Source organism: Ancylobacter terrae, from assembly GCF_045108345.1.
In the GTDB taxonomy this organism is placed as follows: Bacteria; Pseudomonadota; Alphaproteobacteria; order Rhizobiales; family Xanthobacteraceae; genus Ancylobacter.
In genome coordinates, this window is the sequence record NZ_JBJGXH010000005.1 from 195,312 (window position 1) to 212,766 (window position 17,455).

Genomic DNA, 17,455 nt, shown 5'->3' on the forward strand with positions numbered 1-17,455 from the left:
ACGGCATGCGCGAGATCGTGCTCGACACGGAAACCACGGGGCTCGATCCCGCGCGCGGCGACCGGCTGGTCGAGATCGGCTGCGTCGAGCTGCTGAACCGCATCCCGACCGGGCAGAGCTACCACGTCTACATCAATCCCGAGCGCGACATGCCGGTCGAGGCGTTCAACGTGCACGGGCTCTCGGCCGAGTTCCTCTCGGACAAGCCGCTCTTCGCGGCGGTGGTCGACGAGTTCCTGGGCTTCATCCGCGAGGATCCGCTGGTGATCCACAACGCCCAGTTCGACATGGGCTTCCTGAACGCGGAACTGGCGCGGATCGGCCGGCCGGCGCTCGGCTTCGAACGGGTGGTGGATACGCTCGCGCTGGCGCGGCGGCGCCATCCGGGCGGCTCCAACCGGCTCGACGACCTGATGGCGCGCTACGGCATCGACGCCTCGCGCCGCACCAAGCACGGCGCGCTGCTGGATTCGGAGCTGCTGGCGGAGGTCTATGCCGAACTGGCCGGCGGCCGGCAGACGGCCATCGCCTTCGGCTCGCTGTCCTCGGCCCGCGGCGGGCGCTCGCGCACGGCGCGGGCGCGGCCGGTGCCGCTGCCCCCGCGCCTCACGCCGGAGGAGATCGCCGGCCACGCCGCCTTCATCGCGACGCTGACGCAGCCGCTGATCTGGGCGGACTACCTGCCGCCCGACCCCGCTCAGGAGGCGAGCACGCCGCCCGGCTGAGAGGCCGCCAGCTGCTGGCGGTAGAGGCTGACGAAATCGACCGGGTCGATCATCAGCGGCGGGAAACCGCCATTGCGCACCGTGTCGGAGATGATCTGCCGCGCGAACGGGAACAGCATGCGCGGGCATTCGATCATCACGAAGGGGCGCACCGTCTCCTGGGCGATGTTCTGGATCTTGAACACGCCGCCATAGACCAGCTCCACCGCGAACAGCAGCTTGCCCTCGGACTCGGCCTTCGCCTCGATCTTCAGCTCGACCTCGAAATCGGGGCCGCCGACCGGCTTGGCGTTCACGCCGATCTGGATCTGGATCTGCGGCTGCGCCTTGGGAGCGAGCGAGCCCGGCGCGCCCGGATTCTCGAAGGAGAGGTCCTTCGTGTACTGCGCGACCACATGGAGCGTCGGCATCGGCGCATCGGTGTCGGTATTGGTCATTTCGTTCTCCGTGGTCCGCCGGCGGGCGCGCCGCCCCGGCATCGCGCTATCCCCGAGGGCGGGTGTCGCTAACATGACTGCGTGACGCGAACAAGGTTGCCGGGCCGGCGCCATTGGCAGGCACGGGCGCGTTGTTCTACTCTCGCCCGATCCACTGCGGCGGTTCCGGCGCCGGGGCGGATTTTCCGGCACCGGCCATGCCCGCGCCATTCTCCTCGTCCAGCTTCGTGACGTTGCGGCAGAGTGCGGGCTGGCGAAATCGCCGGAAGTGCGTACATAGACCCGGATGGGACGTGTACGGCCGATGTGCCGGGCGCGGGCCATCGTCCTCACCACTGTCCTCCGGCGCGCTGCCGGGGGCGAACCACGGCGATGAACGACGTGTTCGATATTTATACGATCATCTTCCTGGCGCTCGCCGTGTTCATCTTCATGCGGCTGCGCAGCGTGCTGGGCCAGCGCACCGGCCGCGAACGGCCGCCCTACGATCCCTATTCGCGTCCCGACACGGCCAAGGCGCGCAACGGCGCCGAGGGCAAGGTGGTGAGCTTCCCCGGTGCGGCGGAACCCAACGCCCCGGCCGAACCCGCCCCGACCGAGGTGGAGCCGGGCGCGCCGCGCTGGGCCGGCGTCGCCGAGATCGGCTCGGCGGTGGCCAACGGGCTCGACGCCATCGCCGCGCAGGAACGCGGCTTCGATATCCAGCACTTCCTCGCCGGCGCCCGCTCGGCCTATGAGATGATCGTGACCGCCTTCGCCAATGGCGACCGCCGGGCGCTGAAGGACCTGCTCGCCAAGGACGTCTATGACGGCTTCTCCGCCGCCATCTCCGAGCGCGAGGCCCATGGCGAGACCATGGAGACCCGCTTCGTCGCCATCAGCAAGGCCGACGTGATCGACGCGCAGGTGAAGGGCAAGACCGGCCAGATCACCATCCGCTTCGTCTCCCAGCTCGTCTCGGTGACCCGCAACGCCGCCGGCGAGGTGACCGACGGCGATCCCGAGACGGTGGCGGACGTCACCGATGTCTGGACCTTCGCCCGCGACCTCGGCGCGCGCGATCCGAACTGGAAGCTGGTCGCCACCGAAGCCGCTTCCTGAGCCGTCCATGCCGGCGGCGCGCGCTCACCCGACCGCCGGCCGCCGCCGCGCCGGCGCGGGGCGCGCCCTCGTCGCCGCATCGATCGCGACCCTGCTCGCGGGGCTCGCTCCGGCCGGACCGGCTGCCGCGGCGAGCCATCATCACCGTCCCGCCCCTCCCGCTGCCGAGCCTTTCTCGCTCGCGCCCGCCATGCTGGAGCCGGTCGCCTTCGCCGATCTCGACGGCTGGGCGGGGGACGATCACGCCAGCGCCTTCGCGACCTTCCTGAAAAGCTGCGCCGCCATCCGCTCCAGGGGAGACCCCGGCGCCGCGGCGGCGGGCGGGCCGCGCCCTGTCTTCCTCGCGCTGCGCCCGATCTGCGCCCGCGCCGAGGCGCTGCACCGCCCGGTGGGCGAGGCCCGCGCCCGCGCCTTCTTCGAGCATGAATTCGTGGCCCTGCGCATCGCCCCGCTCGACAGCGAGCTCGGCTTCCTCACCGGCTATTACGAGCCGGAGGTGGCCGGGGCGCGCGAGCCGTCCGCCGACTACGCCGTGCCGCTCTACCGCCGCCCGCCCGATCTCATCGCCGAGCCGCCGCCCAAGGGCTCGCCGCCCGCCAATCGCGGCCAGGCCTTCCGCCTGGAAAACGGCGAGAAGGTGCCTTATTACGACCGCGGCGCCATCATGGACGGGGCGCTCGCCGGCAAGGGCCTGGAGATCGCCTGGATCAAGGATCCCGCCGACGCCTTCTTCGCCCATATCCAGGGCTCGGTGCGGGTGAAGCTGCCCGATGGCGGCGTGCTCCGGCTCAATTATGACGGCCATAACGGCCAGCCCTACACGCCGGTCGGCCGGGTGCTGGTGGAGCAGGGCATCCTGCCGCGCGAAAAAGTCTCGATGGATGCGATCCGCGCCTATATCTCCGCCGATGCGGAAAAGGGGCGCGAGCTGATGCGGCAGAACAGATCCTATGTCTTCTTCCGCCGCGTCGACGGCCTGAAGCCGGGCGACGGCGCGGTGGGGGCGCAGGGCCTGCCGCTGACGGCGGGTCGCTCCATCGCCGTCGACCGGGGCCTGCATGTCTATGGCACGCCGTTCTACATCGAGGCCGACCTGCCGACCGGCGCCAATGCCGTCAGCGAGCACTTCCGCCGGCTGATGATCGCGCAGGATACCGGCTCGGCCATCATCGGCCCGGCGCGGGCGGACCTCTTCTTCGGGGCCGGCGCGGCGGCGGGCTCGGTGGCGGGGCGCATCCGCCAGCCCGGCCGCTTCACCCTGCTGCTGCCGCGCGCGCTCGATCCGGCCCGCCGTCATGCCCCCCGCCCGGTCGCCCGCCCCGCGGACGCGCCCAAGGCGGTGCCGGTCGCCGCCGATGCGCCGGCCGAGATCGCCCCGCAGGCGCCGGCGGCGGACACCCCGCCGGCCCCGGTTCCTGCTCGTGTCCCGACCCCGACCCCGACCCCGGCGCCCGCACCATGACCGGGGACGACGAGCGCGCCGTACGGCCCGGCCGGCGCCGTCGCAGCCTCGACGGCGAGGAACGCGCGCTGTGGCAGCATGTGACACGCTCGGTGCGGCGCCTGCGGCCGGAGCCCGTCGTTCAGCTCCCGGCGGCTGCGGTCGAACCGGAACCCGCGCCGGCGGTGCCGGCGAAAGCGGTGCCGGTGCGCTCGGCCGTCCCGGCGAAACCGCCGTCGCCGCCCCGCCCGCCCCCGCTGGCGCCGCTGGAACCGAAGGCGCGCCGGCGCCTCGCGCGGGGCGAGGCGGTCGACGCCCGGCTCGACCTGCACGGCCTCACCCAGGCGGTGGCGCATCACCGGCTGCGCGCCTTCCTGCACGGCGCCCAGGGGTCCGGCCATTCGCTGGTGCTGGTGATCACCGGTAAAGGTGACCCGGAGACGCGGATGCTCGCCGGCGAGGGCGGGCGCGGCGTGCTGCGCCGGCTGGTGCCGCAATGGCTGGCCGCGCCGGAACTGCGCGCGCTGGTGATCGGCTTCGAGACCGCCGCGCGCGGCCATGGCGGCGAGGGCGCGCTCTATGTGCGCATCCGCCGCCGGCGGGGCGTGTAGCCGTGACCCCGTTCGGCCGCCGCATAAGGGAACTGCGCGCCGCGCGCGGGGCGACGCTGCAGCAGATGGCCGAGGCGGTGGGCGTTTCCGCCGCCTATCTGTCCGCGCTGGAGCACGGCAAGCGCGGCCAGCCGACCTTCATGATGCTCCAGCGCATCATCGCCTATTTCAACGTGATCTGGGACGAGGCCGAGGAACTGCGGCTGCTGGCCGAGATGTCCGACCCGCGCGTCGTCGTCGACACCGCCGGTCTCTCGCCGGAGGCGACCGAACTCGCCAACCTGCTCGCCCGCGAGATCGCCACCCTGCCGCCCGACGCCGTCGCCGAGCTGCTCGGCCGCCTGAAGATCCTGCGCCGGCCGGGGTGATATCCGCGGCCGCCGCCCGGCGGTCGCCTCACAGAATGAACCGGCTCAGATCCGTGTTCCTTGCGAGGTCGGCCACCTTCTCGCGCACATAGGCGCCGTCCACCGTCACCTGTTCGCCGGAGCGGTCGGGGGCGGAGAAGGAGAGCTCGTCCAGCACCCGCTCGATCACCGTCTGCAGCCGGCGGGCGCCGATGTTCTCGACGCTGGCGTTCACCTCCACCGCGATGTCGGCGATCGCCTCCACCGCATCCTCGGTGAAGGTGAGCGCCACGCCCTCGGTGTCCATCAGCGCCACCTGCTGCTTGACCAGGCTCGCCTCGGTCTCGGTGAGGATGCGCTTGAAATCCTCGCGGGTGAGCGGCTCCAGCTCGACCCGGATCGGCAGCCGGCCCTGCAGCTCGGGCAAAAGGTCCGAGGGCTTCGAGACATGGAAGGCGCCCGAGGCGATGAACAGCACGTGGTCGGTCTTCACCGGCCCGTGCTTGGTCGAGACGGTGGTGCCCTCGATGAGCGGCAGCAGGTCGCGCTGCACGCCCTCGCGGGAGACATCGGCGCCGCCGCGCCGCTCGGAGCCGGCGATCTTGTCGATCTCGTCGAGGAAGACGATGCCGTTCTCCTCCACCGCCTTGATCGCCTCCTGCACGATGGCGTCCTGGTCGATCAGCTTGTCGGCCTCTTCCGACAGCAGCATCGGATGGGCGTCCTTGACGGTGACGCGGCGCGGCTTGGAGCGCCCGCCGAACGCCTTGCCGAACATGTCGCCGAGGTTGATCGCGCCCATCTGCGCGCCCGGCATGCCGGGGATCTCGAACATCGGCATGCCCTGCGCCGGCGCGGCGACCTCGATCTCGACCTCCTTGTCGTCGAGGATGCCGTCGCGCAGCTTGCGGCGGAAGCTTTCGCGGGTGCCGGGCGAGGCGCCCGGTCCGACGAGGGCGTCGAGCACGCGCTCCTCCGCCGCGAGATGCGCCTTGGCCTCGACGTCCTTGCGCTTGCCCTCGCGGACCAGCCCGATGCCGATCTCGACGAGGTCGCGCACGATCTGCTCGACGTCGCGCCCGACATAGCCGACCTCGGTGAACTTGGTCGCCTCGACCTTGAGGAAGGGCGCCCCCGCGAGCCGCGCGAGGCGGCGCGAGATCTCGGTCTTGCCGACGCCGGTGGGGCCGATCATCAGGATGTTCTTCGGCAGCACCTCCTCGCGCAATTGCCCGGTAAGCTGCTGGCGGCGCCAGCGGTTGCGCAGGGCGATGGCGACCGCGCGCTTGGCCTTGTGCTGGCCGACGATGTAGCGGTCGAGCTCGGAGACGATTTCGCGGGGGGAGAAGCTGGTCATGAGGGGGCGGCAATGCTCGGGTTGGGCAGCCGCGCGGCGAGCGCGCGCGGCAGCAGGGAGAGGATGGCCCGGCGCAGCGGGTGCCAGGCGGCGCTGAGCAGCAGCACGAAGGCGCCGAGCGCCAGCACGGTGAGCGGCACCGAGCCGGCGACGCCGGCACCGCTCATCAGCGAGCCGAAGGCGATGCCGGCATAGACGAGACCGGAGACCAGCAGCGCCCGGCGGTCGACCAGCACCGCGACCACCCCGAGGGCGGCGAAGACGGCGAGGATCGGCCATGCCGCGATCTCGCCGCCCTCGATCCGCGCCTCGGCGACGAAGCGGCCGAGCAGGGGATGCACGATCAGCGGCGCGGCCAGCAGGTGCAGCCAGAAGGCGATGTCGGTGCGGCGCGTCTGCCGCAGCGGATCGGACAGGTCGAACCACATGGCGAGGGCGAAGACCGCGAGCCCGCAGCCGACCAGAAGCGGGTCGAGGGCGAGGGCGAGCGTATCGGGCGACAGGGCCGTGGCGAGCGCGAGCACGCTCGCCACCAGCGCCGCCGCGCCGGCCGCCAGGGTGATCGGCACGCGGAAACGCCAGTAGTGCAGCCCGACGGCGGCAAAAGTCAGCAGGCCGGCGAGCGCCATGGCGAGCGGATGGTCGCCCTCCCGCAGCAGGAAGAAGTCGTTGGTCTGCGCGACCGCCGCCGACAGCCCCAGGAACACCGTGAGCGCGTAGACGACCAGCAGCACGATGCTCGGCAGCGCCATGCGCTGGCGGCGGGTGAAGAACTCCGCCAGCAGCCAGGAAGCCAGCGCCAGCACCGCCGTCATGCCCACGAGTTCGAGCCCGCTGGCGAAATAGGCCAGCGAACTCAGGAACAGTCCGAGCCCGATGGTGACGAAGATGTCGCCGAAGCCGGTGATGAAGCGCAGCTTCTCGTCGTCCTGCGGCGGCGGCGGGAAGGCCACGGCGTCGAGGGCCGCCGCCGGCTCGGCGGCGATGGCGCGGAGGCCGTCGCGCTGCTCGGGCGTGATGAGGCCGCGCGCGAGGGCCGTCGCCAGCGTCTCCTCGGTGCTCCTCACCCGATCGTCTCCACCACCACGTTCTGGTTGGTGTAGATGCAGATGTCGGCGGCGATCGAGAGGCTCTTGCGCACGATCGCCTCCGGGTCCTGCCCCGAATCGGCCAGCGCCCGCGCCGCGGCGAGCGCGAACCCGCCGCCCGAGCCGATCGCGGCGATGCCGTTCTCCGGCTCCAGTACGTCGCCGGTGCCGGTGAGCACCAGCGTTGTCGCGGCGTCGGCGACGATCATCATCGCCTCCAGCCGGCGCAGATAACGGTCGGTGCGCCAGTCCTTGGCGAGCTCGACCGCGGCGCGCTGGAGCTGGCCGGGATACTGCTCGAGCTTCGCTTCCAGCCGCTCGAACAAAGTGAAGGCGTCGGCGGTGGCGCCGGCGAAGCCGCCGATGACGTCGCCGCGCCCGAGCCGGCGCACCTTGCGGGCGTTCGACTTCATCACCGTGTTGCCGAGCGTGACCTGCCCGTCGCCGCCGACCGCGACGCGTCCCCCGGCGCGCACGGAGACGATGGTGGTGCCGTAGATGGTGTCGGGGGCGTGGGTGGTCGGATAGGACATGACGGGCTCCGGTGGTGAGCCTTTACTTAAGCCCTCGGCGCGCCCGCGCAACTCGTGCCGTTACCGCCCTGCCGCGGCGGGGGCCGCCGCCGTCTCGTTGAGCCGCAACGCCGGCACCAGCGCCAGCAGAACGATGACGCCGCCGGCGGCGAGGAACAGGTCGGGCGCGGCGAGGGTGAGCAGGCTGGTCAGCAGCCCCGCCGCCAGAACGGAAAGCGCCACGCCGGCATTGGCGATGCCCAGCGCCCAGCCGCGCTCGGTCTCGTCCACCGCCGAGGAGATGGCGGCGAGCAGGGTGATGAAGGCGAGGATGTTGCTGGCGGTGGCGAGGAAGGCCAGGGCGATCTGGCCGATCGAGGGCAGCGGCAGGGCGCTGGCGATCAGGAACAGCCCGCACAGACCGAGCCCGGCCAGCGTCGTGCGCTTGTCGGAGCCGAGTTCCGCGCGCGCGATGCGGAAGCCGATGGCCGAGGAGAAGGCGCAGCCGAGCCCCATCACCATCGAGAAGAAGCCGAGCTCGCCGGTGGTGAAGCCGTAGGAGCGCTGCATCTCGATCAGGATGAAGGTGTAGTAGATCAGGAAACCCAGCTGGAACAGGAAGAAGGCCGCGGCCGGCACGATGATCGCCGGCCGTGCGCCGATCCGCGCCAGCAGCCGGAAGGGCTGCTTCCAGTCGAGGTTCAGCGCCCGGTGGGCCTCGTCGCGGGCGAAATGCGCGCTCGAGAGGCTCGCCAGCGTGACGAGGCACAGCGCCAGCGCCACCGCGAGCGGCAGCCGCAATTCCCAGCCGCCGAGCACGCCGCCGATGGCCGGCCCTGCCACCATGCCCAGCGTATTGACGAAGACCACCTGCGCCATGGCGGCGCTGCGCTGGTCTTCCGGCGCGGCGTCGACCACGGAGGCCTGCGCGATCGGCGCGGTGCCGGCCATCAGCCCCGAGGCGAGGCGGCCGAGGAAGAACAGCCACAGCTGCTGGAGTTCGAGCGCCGCCCACATCAGCGCGTAGCTCGCCGCCAGCCCGGCCATGCAGATCATCAGCGTGCGCCGCCGCCCGAGCGCGTCGGAGAGGTCGCCGAGCAGCGAGGAGCCGAAGAACATGCCGATCGGAAACAGCGAGAAGGCGAGCGAGAGCAGCGTGTTGCGGGTCGCCTCCGGATAGGCGGCGGCCACCCATCCGCTCTCGAACAGCGCGACGATGAGCGGGTACATCAGCCCGAACGAGAAGATGTCGATGAACACCGCCAGGAACAGCGGGGCGCGGGCGCGCAGCGTGGCGAGGTCCATCGGCGGAATCCGGAAACCGGGAGCGGCGGGGGCCGCCATCATCGCGTCTCGCGGGGCGCCGCGCCAGCGCCCGGGGCGCGGCGAACCGCAACTGGCATCAGCGGAACTTAGCTGCTAAGACGCGCGCTCTCCCGGGAGCCCCGCATGCGCACGGCCGACATCACCCGCGCCACCAAGGAAACGCAGATCCGCCTGTCCGTCGACCTCGACGGCACCGGCAAGGCAAAGATCGCGACCGGCGTCGGTTTCTTCGACCATATGCTCGATTTGCTGGCGCGCCATGCGCGCATCGACCTCACCGTCGAGGCGACCGGCGATACCCATATCGATTTCCACCACACGGTCGAGGATGTCGGCATCGCGCTCGGACAGGCGGTGAAGACCGCGCTCGGCGACATGCGCGGCATCACCCGCTATGCCAGCCTCACTATGCCGATGGACGAGACGCTGACCCGCGTCGCCCTCGACATTTCCGGCCGGCCGTTCCTGGTCTTCCGCACCGAGTTCCCGGCGGCGAAGGTCGGCGACTTCGACACCGAGCTGGTGCGCGAGTTCTTCCAGGGCTTCGCCATCAATGCCGGGGTGACGCTGCATGTCGAGACGCTGTACGGGCTGAACGCCCACCACATCGCCGAGAGCTGCTTCAAGGGCCTCGCGCGGGCCCTTCGCGCGGCCGTGGCGATCGATCCGGCGGCGGCGGGCGAGATTCCCTCCACCAAGGGCACCCTCGGGGGCTGAAGGCGCGCGGAGGACGGCAGCCATGGGCATCTGGACCGTGTTCGAACCGGACGACGAGCGCCCCGGCGCCGCGCCCTCGCAGTCCCTGCGCAGCCAGGTCGACGGCATCGTCTTCGTGCGCGAGAAGTTCTCCTGGAGCGCGCTGCTGTTCGCGCCGCTGGTGCTGATCTGGCACCGGCTGTGGCTGGCGCTGTTCGTCTATCTGCTGGCGCAGAGCCTGATCGGCGGCGTGCTCGCCTGGTACGATATCACCGAGGAAGCCGGGCTCGCCCATCTGATCCCGAACCTGATCCTCGCCTTCGAGCTGCCGCTGCTGCGGCGGATGAAGCTCACCCGGAATTTCTACGACGAGGTCGGCACCGTCGTGGCGCCGACCGAGGAGGACGCCGAGCGGCGCTTCTTCGACGGCTGGCTGCCGCCCTCCCGCGCCGCGCTGCGCGCCGACGAGCGCGACGGCTGGCCGGCGACCTCGCCGGCCAGCCCGGTGCTCGGCCTGTTCCCGCAGGTGCCGCGGCGATGAACGCCTCCGCCGCCGAAACGGTGCTGATCGACTACGGCTCCGGCAATCTCCACTCCGCCGGCAAGGCGCTGGAGCGTGCTTCACGTGAAACAGGCGCGGGCGCCCCGGTGGTGGTGACGTCGGATCCGGACGTGGTGCGCCGGGCCGGGCGCATCGTGCTGCCGGGCGTCGGCGCCTATGCCGACTGCCGGGCCGGGCTCGACGGCGTGCCCGGGCTGGTCGAGGCGCTCACCGAGGCGGTGCGCGAGCGCGGCCGCCCCTTCCTCGGCATCTGCGTCGGTCTCCAGCTGATGGCGAGCCGCGGGCTGGAACACGGCGTCACGCAAGGGCTCGGCTGGATCCCCGGCGACGTCGTCAAGCTCGTCCCGGACGATGCGCGGCTGAAGATCCCCCATATGGGCTGGAACGGGCTCGACATGGTGCGCCCGCACCCGCTGCTGGAGGGCATCCCGACCGGCGCCGGCGGGCTCGACGCCTATTTCGTGCATTCCTACCACCTCGAGGCCGCGGCGCCGGACGACGTGGTGGCGACCACGCCCTATGGCCAGGCCGTCACCGCCATGGTCGCCCGCGACAATGTCGCCGGCACGCAGTTCCACCCCGAGAAGAGCCAGCGCCTCGGCCTCGCCCTTCTCGCCAACTTCCTGAAATGGGCGCCGTGATCCTCTTTCCCGCCATCGACCTCAAGGGTGGCCTGTGCGTGCGCCTGCAGCAGGGCGACATGGCCCGGGCCACCGTGTTCAACCACGACCCGGCCCAGCAGGCCGCGCAGTTCGAGGCGCAGGGCTTCCGCTACCTCCACGTCGTCGACCTCGACGGCGCCTTCGCCGGCAAGCCGGTGAACGCCCCGGCGGTGGAGCGCATCCTCGAGACGGTCGCCATGCCGGTGCAGCTCGGCGGCGGTATCCGCGATGTCGCGACCGTCGAGAGCTGGCTGGCCAAGGGGGTGACGCGCGTCATCCTCGGCACCGCGGCGGTGCGCGATCCGGCGCTGGTCAAGGAAGCCGCCCGCCGCTTTCCCGGCCGCGTCGCCGTCGGCCTCGATGCGCGCGACGGCCGTGTGGCGGTGGAGGGCTGGGCCGAGACCTCACAGCTCGACGCCCTCGACATCGCCCGCCGCTTCGAGGACGCCGGCGTCGCGGCGATCATCTATACCGACATCGCGCGCGACGGCCTGCTGAAGGGCCTCAACCTCGAGGCCACCATCGCGCTGGCCGAGGGCATCTCGATCCCGGTCATCGCTTCCGGCGGGCTCGCCTCGCTCGACGACGTGCGGGCGCTGATGGAGCCCCGCGCCGCCGTGCTGGAAGGCGCCATCACCGGCCGCGCGCTCTATGACGGGCGGCTCGACCCGCGCCAGGCGCTCTCGCTGCTCGCCGGGCTGCCGCTGTGAGCGCGCCCGCCGAGAGCCGCGCCGCCGCGGCCCCGGGGCCGCAGCCCTCGGGACTGAAGGTCCGCGTCATCCCCTGCCTCGACGTGAAGGACGGGCGGGTCGTCAAGGGCGTGAAGTTCGTCGACCTGCGCGATGCCGGCGATCCGGTCGAAGCGGCGCGCGCCTATGACGCCGCCGGCGCCGACGAGCTCTGCTTCCTCGACATCACCGCCAGCGTCGAGGCCCGCGGCACGCTGATCGACGTGGTCAGCCGAACCGCCGAACAGTGCTTCATGCCGCTCACCGTGGGCGGGGGCGTGCGCGCGGTGGAGGACATCCGCGCGCTGCTCAACGCCGGTGCCGACAAGGTCTCGATCAACACCGCCGCCGTGTTCGACCGCGACTTCGTGCGCCGCGCCGCCGACAAGTTCGGCGAGCAGTGCATCGTCGTCGCCATCGACGCCAAGAAGGTGACGACGGATTGCGAGCCGCCGCGCTGGGAGATCTTCACCCATGGCGGGCGCAAGCGCACCGGCATCGACGCGATCGACTATGCCCGCGAGGTGGCCGCGCGCGGGGCGGGCGAGATCCTGCTCACCTCCATGGACCGCGACGGCACCGGCGAGGGCTTCGACCTCGCCCTCACCCGCGCGATTTCAAACGCCGTCGGCGTGCCGGTGATCGCCTCGGGCGGGGTCGGCACGCTCGATCACCTGGTGGCGGGCATCCGGGAGGGCGGCGCCTCGGCGGTGCTGGCCGCCTCGATCTTCCATTTCGGCACGTTCACCGTCGGCGAAGCCAAGCAGCGGCTCGCGGCCGCCGGCCTGCCGGTGCGCGCCGCCGCCGGCGGGGAGGAGGTGCGATGAGCGCACAGGACGGACGCCTGACCCTCGACGACCTCGCCGACATCGTCGCGGCCCGCGCGGCGGCCGGCGAGGACGCCCCCTCCTATACCCGCACGCTGATCGCCAAGGGCGTCGCCAAATGCGCCCAGAAGCTCGGCGAGGAAGCGGTGGAGACGGCGCTGGCGGCGGTGGCCGGTGATACCAAAGCCGTCGTCGCCGAGACCGCCGATCTCCTCTACCATCTGCTCGTGCTGCTCGCCGCGCGCGGCATCCCGCTCGACGACGTCTATGCCGAGCTGGCGCGTCGCACCGTGCGCTCGGGCCTGGAGGAGAAGGCCTCCCGGCCGCGGGACTGACCGCGCCGGCTGCGCAAGCGCGGCCTTATGCTGTATGACGGAACGACGACCGGCAGGATAATGCCGGCGGCTCGGGAGCGGGGCATGGAACATCGGATCGACGCGGCGCATCTGTCGCCCTACCGGCACTTCACGCGCCCCGAATGGGCCGCGCTGCGCGCCGACATGCCGCAGCCGCTCAAGCCCGACGAGATCACCCGCCTGCAGGGCCTCAACGACCGGCTGCACATGGCCGAGATCGAGGAGATCTATCTGCCGCTGTCGCGGCTGCTCTCGATCTATGTCGGCGCCACTCAGAAGCTCTACCGCCAGATCCAGAAGTTCGTCGGTCCCGAGGAAGGCGGCAAGATGCCGTACATCATCGGCGTCGCCGGATCGGTGGCGGTGGGCAAGTCGACCACCTCGCGCGTCCTCCAGGCGCTGCTGACCCGCTGGCCGAACACGCCGAAGGTCGCCCTCATCACGACGGACGGCTTCCTGCTGCCCAACGCCGTGCTGGAGCGCGAAGGGCTGATGGGCCGCAAGGGCTTCCCCGAGAGCTACGACCTGCCGGCGCTGCGCCGCTTCCTCACCGACGTGAAGGCGGGACGCCGTCCGGTGCGCGCGCCGATCTACAGTCATTTCAGCTACGACGTGCTGCCCAACGAGACGGTGGAGGTCGACCGCCCCGACATCCTCATCGTCGAGGGCCTGAACGTGCTGCAGACCTCGCGCCCGCCCAAGGACGGCAAGGGCATCCCCTTCGTCTCCGACTTCTTCGACTTCAAGGTCTATATCGACGCCGACGAGGCGATCCTCGAGCGCTGGTACATCGAACGCTTCATGCGCCTGCGCGAGACCGCCTTCCGCGATCCCGGCGCCTATTTCCACCGCTACGCCCACACCACCGACGGCGAGGCCGACACCATCGCCCGCTCGATCTGGCGCTCGATCAACCTGCTCAACCTGCGCGAGAACATCCTGCCGACCCGCGAACGCGCCGACCTGATCCTGCGCAAGGGCGGCGACCACGAGGTCGAGGCGGTGGCGCTCCGGAAGCTCTGAGCGGCCATGAATACCCCCGCCCCCCTCGACATCGCGCCGGGCTGTCGCTGGTGGCCGGGGTTCCTCGACCGGCCGGCGCAGGAGGCGCTGCGCGACGCGATCCGCGCCGTGCTCGTCGAGGCGCCGCTGTTCACGCCCGCGATGCCGCGCACCGGCAAGCCCTTCTCCGTGCGCATGTCGAATTGCGGCCCGCTCGGCTGGGTGTCGGATGTCGAGGGCTATCGCTACCAGCCGCTGCACCCGGCCACCGGCCGGCCGTGGCCGGACATGCCGCCGGCGCTGGTCGCGGCGTGGGCCGCGCTCGCGGGCGGCGCGCCGGCGCCGGAGGCCTGCCTGATCAACTGGTATGGCGAGGGCGCCCGTATGGGCCTGCATCAGGACCGCGACGAGGACGACCTCGACACGCCGGTGCTCTCGCTGTCGCTCGGCGACAGCGCGGTCTTCCGCATCGGTGGCACCGCGCGGCGCGATCCGACCCGCTCGATCCGGCTCGCCTCGGGCGATGCGCTGCTGCTGGCCGGGGCGAGCCGGCTGGCCTTCCACGGCATCGATCGCATCCTGCCGGGCACGTCGACCTTGCTCGGCACGCCCGGACGGCTCAATCTGACCCTGCGCCGCGTCACGCGCGGTTGAAGCCGGGGCATACGCTCCGTCACTTTCCTGCCGCGATGGGTCGCCACACCCGCGCCATGACCATCGGGATCGCACATATGCGCAGGCTTTTCGCCGGGATCGTCGCCGGTTTCATGCTCGCCGCCTCGGCCGGGCCGCTCGCGGCGGCCGACGCCGTCTTCGCCGGCGAGGGCACGGTCGGCCTGGTGCCGCCGGCCGGCATGGTGCCGGCGTCGGGCGTCCACGGTTTCGAGGACCGGGCGGCGAAGGCCTCGATCCTGATCGTCGAGATGCCGCCCAGCGCCTTCGGCGAAATCCTCTCCGGCTTCGACACCGATGCGCTCGCCACCAAGGGGGTCGTGGTCGAGCATCGCGAGGACCTCACGCTCGGCGATGGCAGCAAGGCCTTGCTGCTGCGCGGCCGCCAGCAGGTCGGCGGGCTCAGCCTGCGCAAATGGGTGCTGCTGGGCGGGGGCAAGAGCACGACCGCCCTCGTCACCGCGCAATATCCCGATGCCGCCGCCGCCACCTATCCCGACACGGCGATCGAGGCGGCGCTGCGCAGCGTCGTGTTCCGCGCGCCGCCGACCACGGACGAACTGGTCGCCCGCCTGCCCTTCGCCGTGCCGGCGATCGACGGCTACCGCCCGCTCAAGGTGCTCGGCAATGCGGCGGTGATGATGGCCAAGGGGCCGGCCGACCAGATCGAGGGCTTCCAGCAGCCGGTCTTCATCGTCGCCGCGGCGCAGGGCGACATCCGCGAGGAGGACCGCGACAGCTTCTCCCGGCGCGCCATCGCTTCCGTGCCGGGCGTCAAGAACATCAAGCCCGAGCGCGGTGGCCCGCTGCGCATCGGCGGCCAGCCCGGCTTCGAGATCGTCGCCAGCGCGGAGGATGCCAAGACCGGCGCGCCGGTGAAGGTGGCGCAGTGGCTCCGCTTCGGGAAGAGCGCCTATATCCGCATGGTCGGGGTGGCGCGCGCCGACGGCTTCGACACCGCCTTCACCGAGATGCGCGGCCTGCGCGACGGCGTCACGCTGCGCTGAACGAAAGCGGCCGGGCTGAGCCCGGCCGTCGTGCGAACATCCCGTCCGGTGGGATCAGGCGCCGGTCTGAGGCCCTTCGGAGGCCGGGGCATCGGGCTGCGCGGCGGGCTTGGGGCCGCCGCGGGCGACGCCGACCATGGCCGGGCGCAGCACCCGCCCGCCGATCGTGTAGCCGGGCTGGATCACCTGAACCACCGTGCCCGAGGGCACGGCGGGGTTCGGCACCTCGAACATCGCCTGATGCAGATTGGGGTCGAACTTCGCCCCTTCCGCCTCGATCCGCGCGACGCCGTGCTTGGTCAGCGTCTGCGCCAGCGCCCGCTCGGTGAGTTCGATACCGTCGAGCAGCGTCTTCAGCGTGCCCTCGGCCTTGGCCCGCGCCTCGGCGTCGATGGCGCCCAGCGCACGGCCGAAATCATCCGCCACGGTGAGCATGTCGCGCGCGAAGGAGGCGATGCCGTAGGTCTTGGCGTCGGCGACCTCGCGCTCGGCCCGCCGGCGGATATTGTCGGCCTCGGCGAAGGCGCGCAGGAACTTGTCCTTGAGGCCCGCCACCTCGGCGTCGAGGCGTTCTTTCTCGGCGACGAGGGCGGCGATGGTGGCTTCCGCGCCCGGGGTGCCGGTCGCGTCGGCGGCGCCGGACGCCGCTGCGTCGGGCGCATCCGCCGGGTTGTGGTTGTCAGCAGTCATGCAATCCTCTTCCGGGCCCTGTCACGCGAGCCCGCCAATCGCCCGCCATATCGGGTCGCGGGGCCGAAAAATCAAGCCGCATCCGCCCCCGGCCCGCCCAGTATGCGGCTGACCACGCGGGCGGTGAAGTCGACCATCGGCACGATGCGGGCATAGTTCAGCCGGGTCGGCCCGATCACGCCCAGCACGCCGACCACCCGCCCCTGCCCGTCGCGATAGGGGGCGACGATGGTGGAGGAGCCGGACATCGAGAACAGCTTGTTCTCGGCGCCGATGAAGATGCGCAGCCCCTGCGCCTCCTCCGCGCGGCCCAGCAGGTCGACCACTTCCTGCTTCGCCTCGAGATCGTCGAACAGCAGCCGCACCCGCTCGAGGTCCTCGATCGCCTTGAGGTCCTGCAGCAGCCGGGCCTGGCCGCGCACGATCAGCCGGCGCTCGTTCTTCTCCCCGCCCGACCAGCTGGCGAGGCCGTCGGCCACCACCCGCGCGGTGATTTCGTCGAGCTCGGCCTGGCGCGCCTGCAGCGCCTTCTGCACCTCGGCACGCAATTCGCCGATGGTGCGCCCGCGGGCGCGGGCATTGAGGAAATTGGTGGCCTCGACCAGGGCCGAGGCGGGCAGGCCCGGCGGCAGCGTCACCAGCCGGTTCTCCACCTCGCCGTCCTCGGCGACGAGGATGAGCAGCGCCCGGCTCGGCTCCAGCGCCACGAACTCGATGTGCTTCAGCCGCGCGTCGTTCTTGGTGGCGGTGACGATGCCGGCGCCGTGCGAGAGGCCGGAAAGCAGCGTCGAGGCCTCCGCCAGTACGCCGTCGAGCGTGCGCCCGCGGGCGGCGGCGCGCACCTGTGTCTCGATGGCGTTGCGCTCCTCCTCGGCGACGTCGCCGATCTCCAGCAGCGCGTCGACGAAGAAGCGCAGCCCCCGGTCGGTCGGCAGCCGCCCGGCGCTGGTGTGCGGCGCGAAGATGAGGCCGGCGGCTTCCAGATCCGCCATCACGTTGCGCACCGAGGCGGGCGACAGCGTCATCGGGATGAGCCGCGAGATGTTCCGCGAGCCGGCCGGCTCGCCCGTGGCGAGATAGGTCTCGACGATCTGCCGGAAGATCTCGCGGGAACGCTCGTCGAGCCGGGCGAGTTCGGGAGCGCGGGAGGCGAGCAGCGGGTCGAGCGGCATGTCGGCGTCGGTTCCGATGGCGTTTGGCGGCGCGTCCCGGCGGGGCGCGGCCTCTATTATACTGATGAGCGGCACGGCCGGTTCAAGTCGCCATCACGCTTTCCGCGCGCGGCGCGGGGGAGCCCCGCCGGAGCGC

Annotated in this window: 21 protein-coding genes; 14 read left to right on the forward strand and 7 right to left on the reverse strand. The window is 71.6% G+C overall.

Features of this window, described 5'->3' with window-relative positions; genetic code table 11:
* The first annotated feature begins 5 nt into the window (after window positions 1-5).
* A complete protein-coding gene (dnaQ, locus tag ACEUEL_RS21430; RefSeq protein ID WP_405710067.1) occupies window positions 6-725 on the forward strand; it encodes a DNA polymerase III subunit epsilon in 720 nt (239 codons plus the stop codon).
* Here the strand turns inward: dnaQ and secB are convergent.
* Window positions 698-1,162 (reverse strand): protein-export chaperone SecB, encoded by a 465-nt coding sequence (secB, locus tag ACEUEL_RS21435; protein WP_405710070.1) that lies wholly within the window; start codon window positions 1,160-1,162, stop codon window positions 698-700. The two genes, dnaQ and secB, sit on opposite strands and share 28 nt — an antisense overlap.
* Window positions 1,163-1,534: 372 nt before the next feature.
* On the opposite strand from secB, the gene ACEUEL_RS21440 reads away from it, so the two are divergent.
* From ACEUEL_RS21440 to ACEUEL_RS21455, 4 genes are read left to right on the forward strand one after another with little or no spacing between them, the layout of a single operon-like run.
* A complete protein-coding gene (locus ACEUEL_RS21440) occupies window positions 1,535-2,263 on the forward strand; it encodes a Tim44/TimA family putative adaptor protein (RefSeq protein ID WP_405710073.1) in 729 nt (242 codons plus the stop codon).
* A gap of 7 nt (window positions 2,264-2,270) precedes the next feature.
* On the forward strand, window positions 2,271-3,725 hold the full coding sequence (gene mltA / locus ACEUEL_RS21445; protein WP_405710076.1) for a murein transglycosylase A: 1,455 nt from the start codon (window positions 2,271-2,273) through the stop codon (window positions 3,723-3,725).
* A complete protein-coding gene (locus tag ACEUEL_RS21450; protein ID WP_405710079.1) occupies window positions 3,722-4,315 on the forward strand; it encodes a Smr/MutS family protein in 594 nt (197 codons plus the stop codon). Before mltA ends, ACEUEL_RS21450 begins: the two co-directional genes overlap by 4 nt.
* Window positions 4,316-4,317: 2 nt before the next feature.
* On the forward strand, window positions 4,318-4,683 hold the full coding sequence (locus tag ACEUEL_RS21455) for a helix-turn-helix domain-containing protein (RefSeq protein WP_405710082.1): 366 nt from the start codon (window positions 4,318-4,320) through the stop codon (window positions 4,681-4,683).
* 28 nt (window positions 4,684-4,711) lie between these two features.
* Here ACEUEL_RS21455 and hslU read toward each other — a convergent pair whose 3' ends face one another.
* The 4 genes from hslU to ACEUEL_RS21475 are packed head-to-tail and all read right to left on the reverse strand — an operon-like array spanning window position 4,712 to window position 8,924.
* The gene (gene hslU, locus ACEUEL_RS21460) at window positions 4,712-6,019 is read right to left on the reverse strand and encodes an ATP-dependent protease ATPase subunit HslU (protein WP_405710085.1); all 1,308 of its coding nucleotides are present in this window, start codon (window positions 6,017-6,019) and stop codon (window positions 4,712-4,714) included.
* Complete coding sequence (locus ACEUEL_RS21465; protein ID WP_405710088.1) at window positions 6,016-7,086, reverse strand: hypothetical protein; 1,071 nt, start codon at window positions 7,084-7,086, stop codon at window positions 6,016-6,018. The genes hslU and ACEUEL_RS21465 overlap by 4 nt, the downstream gene beginning before the upstream one ends.
* Window positions 7,083-7,640 (reverse strand): ATP-dependent protease subunit HslV, encoded by a 558-nt coding sequence (gene hslV / locus ACEUEL_RS21470; RefSeq protein WP_405710091.1) that lies wholly within the window; start codon window positions 7,638-7,640, stop codon window positions 7,083-7,085. The genes ACEUEL_RS21465 and hslV overlap by 4 nt, the downstream gene beginning before the upstream one ends.
* A gap of 60 nt (window positions 7,641-7,700) precedes the next feature.
* Window positions 7,701-8,924, reverse strand: coding sequence for an MFS transporter (locus tag ACEUEL_RS21475; RefSeq protein ID WP_405710094.1), 1,224 nt, complete (start codon window positions 8,922-8,924; stop codon window positions 7,701-7,703).
* 144 nt (window positions 8,925-9,068) lie between these two features.
* On the opposite strand from ACEUEL_RS21475, the gene hisB reads away from it, so the two are divergent.
* The 9 genes from hisB (at window position 9,069) to ACEUEL_RS21520 (ending at window position 15,457) form a co-directional block, all read left to right on the forward strand.
* On the forward strand, window positions 9,069-9,662 hold the full coding sequence (hisB, locus tag ACEUEL_RS21480) for an imidazoleglycerol-phosphate dehydratase HisB (protein WP_405710097.1): 594 nt from the start codon (window positions 9,069-9,071) through the stop codon (window positions 9,660-9,662).
* A gap of 22 nt (window positions 9,663-9,684) precedes the next feature.
* The gene (locus tag ACEUEL_RS21485; RefSeq protein ID WP_405710100.1) at window positions 9,685-10,182 is read left to right on the forward strand and encodes a DUF2628 domain-containing protein; all 498 of its coding nucleotides are present in this window, start codon (window positions 9,685-9,687) and stop codon (window positions 10,180-10,182) included.
* Window positions 10,179-10,844, forward strand: a complete 666-nt coding sequence (hisH, locus tag ACEUEL_RS21490; RefSeq protein WP_405710103.1) for an imidazole glycerol phosphate synthase subunit HisH — start codon at window positions 10,179-10,181, stop codon at window positions 10,842-10,844. The genes ACEUEL_RS21485 and hisH overlap by 4 nt, the downstream gene beginning before the upstream one ends.
* A complete protein-coding gene (hisA, locus tag ACEUEL_RS21495) occupies window positions 10,841-11,575 on the forward strand; it encodes a 1-(5-phosphoribosyl)-5-[(5-phosphoribosylamino)methylideneamino]imidazole-4-carboxamide isomerase (RefSeq protein WP_405710106.1) in 735 nt (244 codons plus the stop codon). The genes hisH and hisA overlap by 4 nt, the downstream gene beginning before the upstream one ends.
* Window positions 11,572-12,420, forward strand: coding sequence for an imidazole glycerol phosphate synthase subunit HisF (gene hisF, locus ACEUEL_RS21500; protein WP_405710109.1), 849 nt, complete (start codon window positions 11,572-11,574; stop codon window positions 12,418-12,420). Before hisA ends, hisF begins: the two co-directional genes overlap by 4 nt.
* On the forward strand, window positions 12,417-12,755 hold the full coding sequence (locus ACEUEL_RS21505) for a phosphoribosyl-ATP diphosphatase (protein ID WP_405710112.1): 339 nt from the start codon (window positions 12,417-12,419) through the stop codon (window positions 12,753-12,755). The genes hisF and ACEUEL_RS21505 overlap by 4 nt, the downstream gene beginning before the upstream one ends.
* A gap of 84 nt (window positions 12,756-12,839) precedes the next feature.
* The gene (gene coaA, locus ACEUEL_RS21510; RefSeq protein ID WP_405710115.1) at window positions 12,840-13,799 is read left to right on the forward strand and encodes a type I pantothenate kinase; all 960 of its coding nucleotides are present in this window, start codon (window positions 12,840-12,842) and stop codon (window positions 13,797-13,799) included.
* A gap of 6 nt (window positions 13,800-13,805) precedes the next feature.
* Window positions 13,806-14,432, forward strand: a complete 627-nt coding sequence (locus tag ACEUEL_RS21515) for an alpha-ketoglutarate-dependent dioxygenase AlkB family protein (protein ID WP_405710118.1) — start codon at window positions 13,806-13,808, stop codon at window positions 14,430-14,432.
* 77 nt (window positions 14,433-14,509) lie between these two features.
* The gene (locus tag ACEUEL_RS21520; protein ID WP_405710121.1) at window positions 14,510-15,457 is read left to right on the forward strand and encodes a hypothetical protein; all 948 of its coding nucleotides are present in this window, start codon (window positions 14,510-14,512) and stop codon (window positions 15,455-15,457) included.
* 54 nt (window positions 15,458-15,511) lie between these two features.
* Here ACEUEL_RS21520 and grpE read toward each other — a convergent pair whose 3' ends face one another.
* Together grpE and hrcA are read right to left on the reverse strand one after the other, a co-directional pair.
* The gene (gene grpE / locus ACEUEL_RS21525; protein WP_405710124.1) at window positions 15,512-16,147 is read right to left on the reverse strand and encodes a nucleotide exchange factor GrpE; all 636 of its coding nucleotides are present in this window, start codon (window positions 16,145-16,147) and stop codon (window positions 15,512-15,514) included.
* 71 nt (window positions 16,148-16,218) lie between these two features.
* Window positions 16,219-17,319, reverse strand: a complete 1,101-nt coding sequence (hrcA, locus tag ACEUEL_RS21530) for a heat-inducible transcriptional repressor HrcA (RefSeq protein ID WP_405710127.1) — start codon at window positions 17,317-17,319, stop codon at window positions 16,219-16,221.
* Window positions 17,320-17,455: the final 136 nt, after the last annotated feature.

Bases quoted from the DNA above. Each gene is read 5' to 3' on its own strand.
- grpE (WP_405710124.1), bottom strand. From the start codon at position 16,147: ATGACTGCTGACAACCACAACCCGGCGGATGCGCCCGACGCAGCGGCG.
- ACEUEL_RS21520 (WP_405710121.1), top strand. From the start codon at position 14,510: ATGCGCAGGCTTTTCGCCGGGATCGTCGCCGGTTTCATGCTCGCCGCC.
- dnaQ (WP_405710067.1), top strand. From the start codon at position 6: ATGCGCGAGATCGTGCTCGACACGGAAACCACGGGGCTCGATCCCGCG.
- hslU (WP_405710085.1), bottom strand. From the start codon at position 6,019: ATGACCAGCTTCTCCCCCCGCGAAATCGTCTCCGAGCTCGACCGCTAC.
- ACEUEL_RS21485 (WP_405710100.1), top strand. From the start codon at position 9,685: ATGGGCATCTGGACCGTGTTCGAACCGGACGACGAGCGCCCCGGCGCC.
- ACEUEL_RS21515 (WP_405710118.1), top strand. From the start codon at position 13,806: ATGAATACCCCCGCCCCCCTCGACATCGCGCCGGGCTGTCGCTGGTGG.
- hisB (WP_405710097.1), top strand. From the start codon at position 9,069: ATGCGCACGGCCGACATCACCCGCGCCACCAAGGAAACGCAGATCCGC.
- ACEUEL_RS21475 (WP_405710094.1), bottom strand. From the start codon at position 8,924: ATGGACCTCGCCACGCTGCGCGCCCGCGCCCCGCTGTTCCTGGCGGTG.
- ACEUEL_RS21505 (WP_405710112.1), top strand. From the start codon at position 12,417: ATGAGCGCACAGGACGGACGCCTGACCCTCGACGACCTCGCCGACATC.
- hisH (WP_405710103.1), top strand. From the start codon at position 10,179: ATGAACGCCTCCGCCGCCGAAACGGTGCTGATCGACTACGGCTCCGGC.
- mltA (WP_405710076.1), top strand. From the start codon at position 2,271: ATGCCGGCGGCGCGCGCTCACCCGACCGCCGGCCGCCGCCGCGCCGGC.
- ACEUEL_RS21440 (WP_405710073.1), top strand. From the start codon at position 1,535: ATGAACGACGTGTTCGATATTTATACGATCATCTTCCTGGCGCTCGCC.
- hrcA (WP_405710127.1), bottom strand. From the start codon at position 17,319: ATGCCGCTCGACCCGCTGCTCGCCTCCCGCGCTCCCGAACTCGCCCGG.
- secB (WP_405710070.1), bottom strand. From the start codon at position 1,162: ATGACCAATACCGACACCGATGCGCCGATGCCGACGCTCCATGTGGTC.
- coaA (WP_405710115.1), top strand. From the start codon at position 12,840: ATGGAACATCGGATCGACGCGGCGCATCTGTCGCCCTACCGGCACTTC.
- hslV (WP_405710091.1), bottom strand. From the start codon at position 7,640: ATGTCCTATCCGACCACCCACGCCCCCGACACCATCTACGGCACCACC.
- ACEUEL_RS21450 (WP_405710079.1), top strand. From the start codon at position 3,722: ATGACCGGGGACGACGAGCGCGCCGTACGGCCCGGCCGGCGCCGTCGC.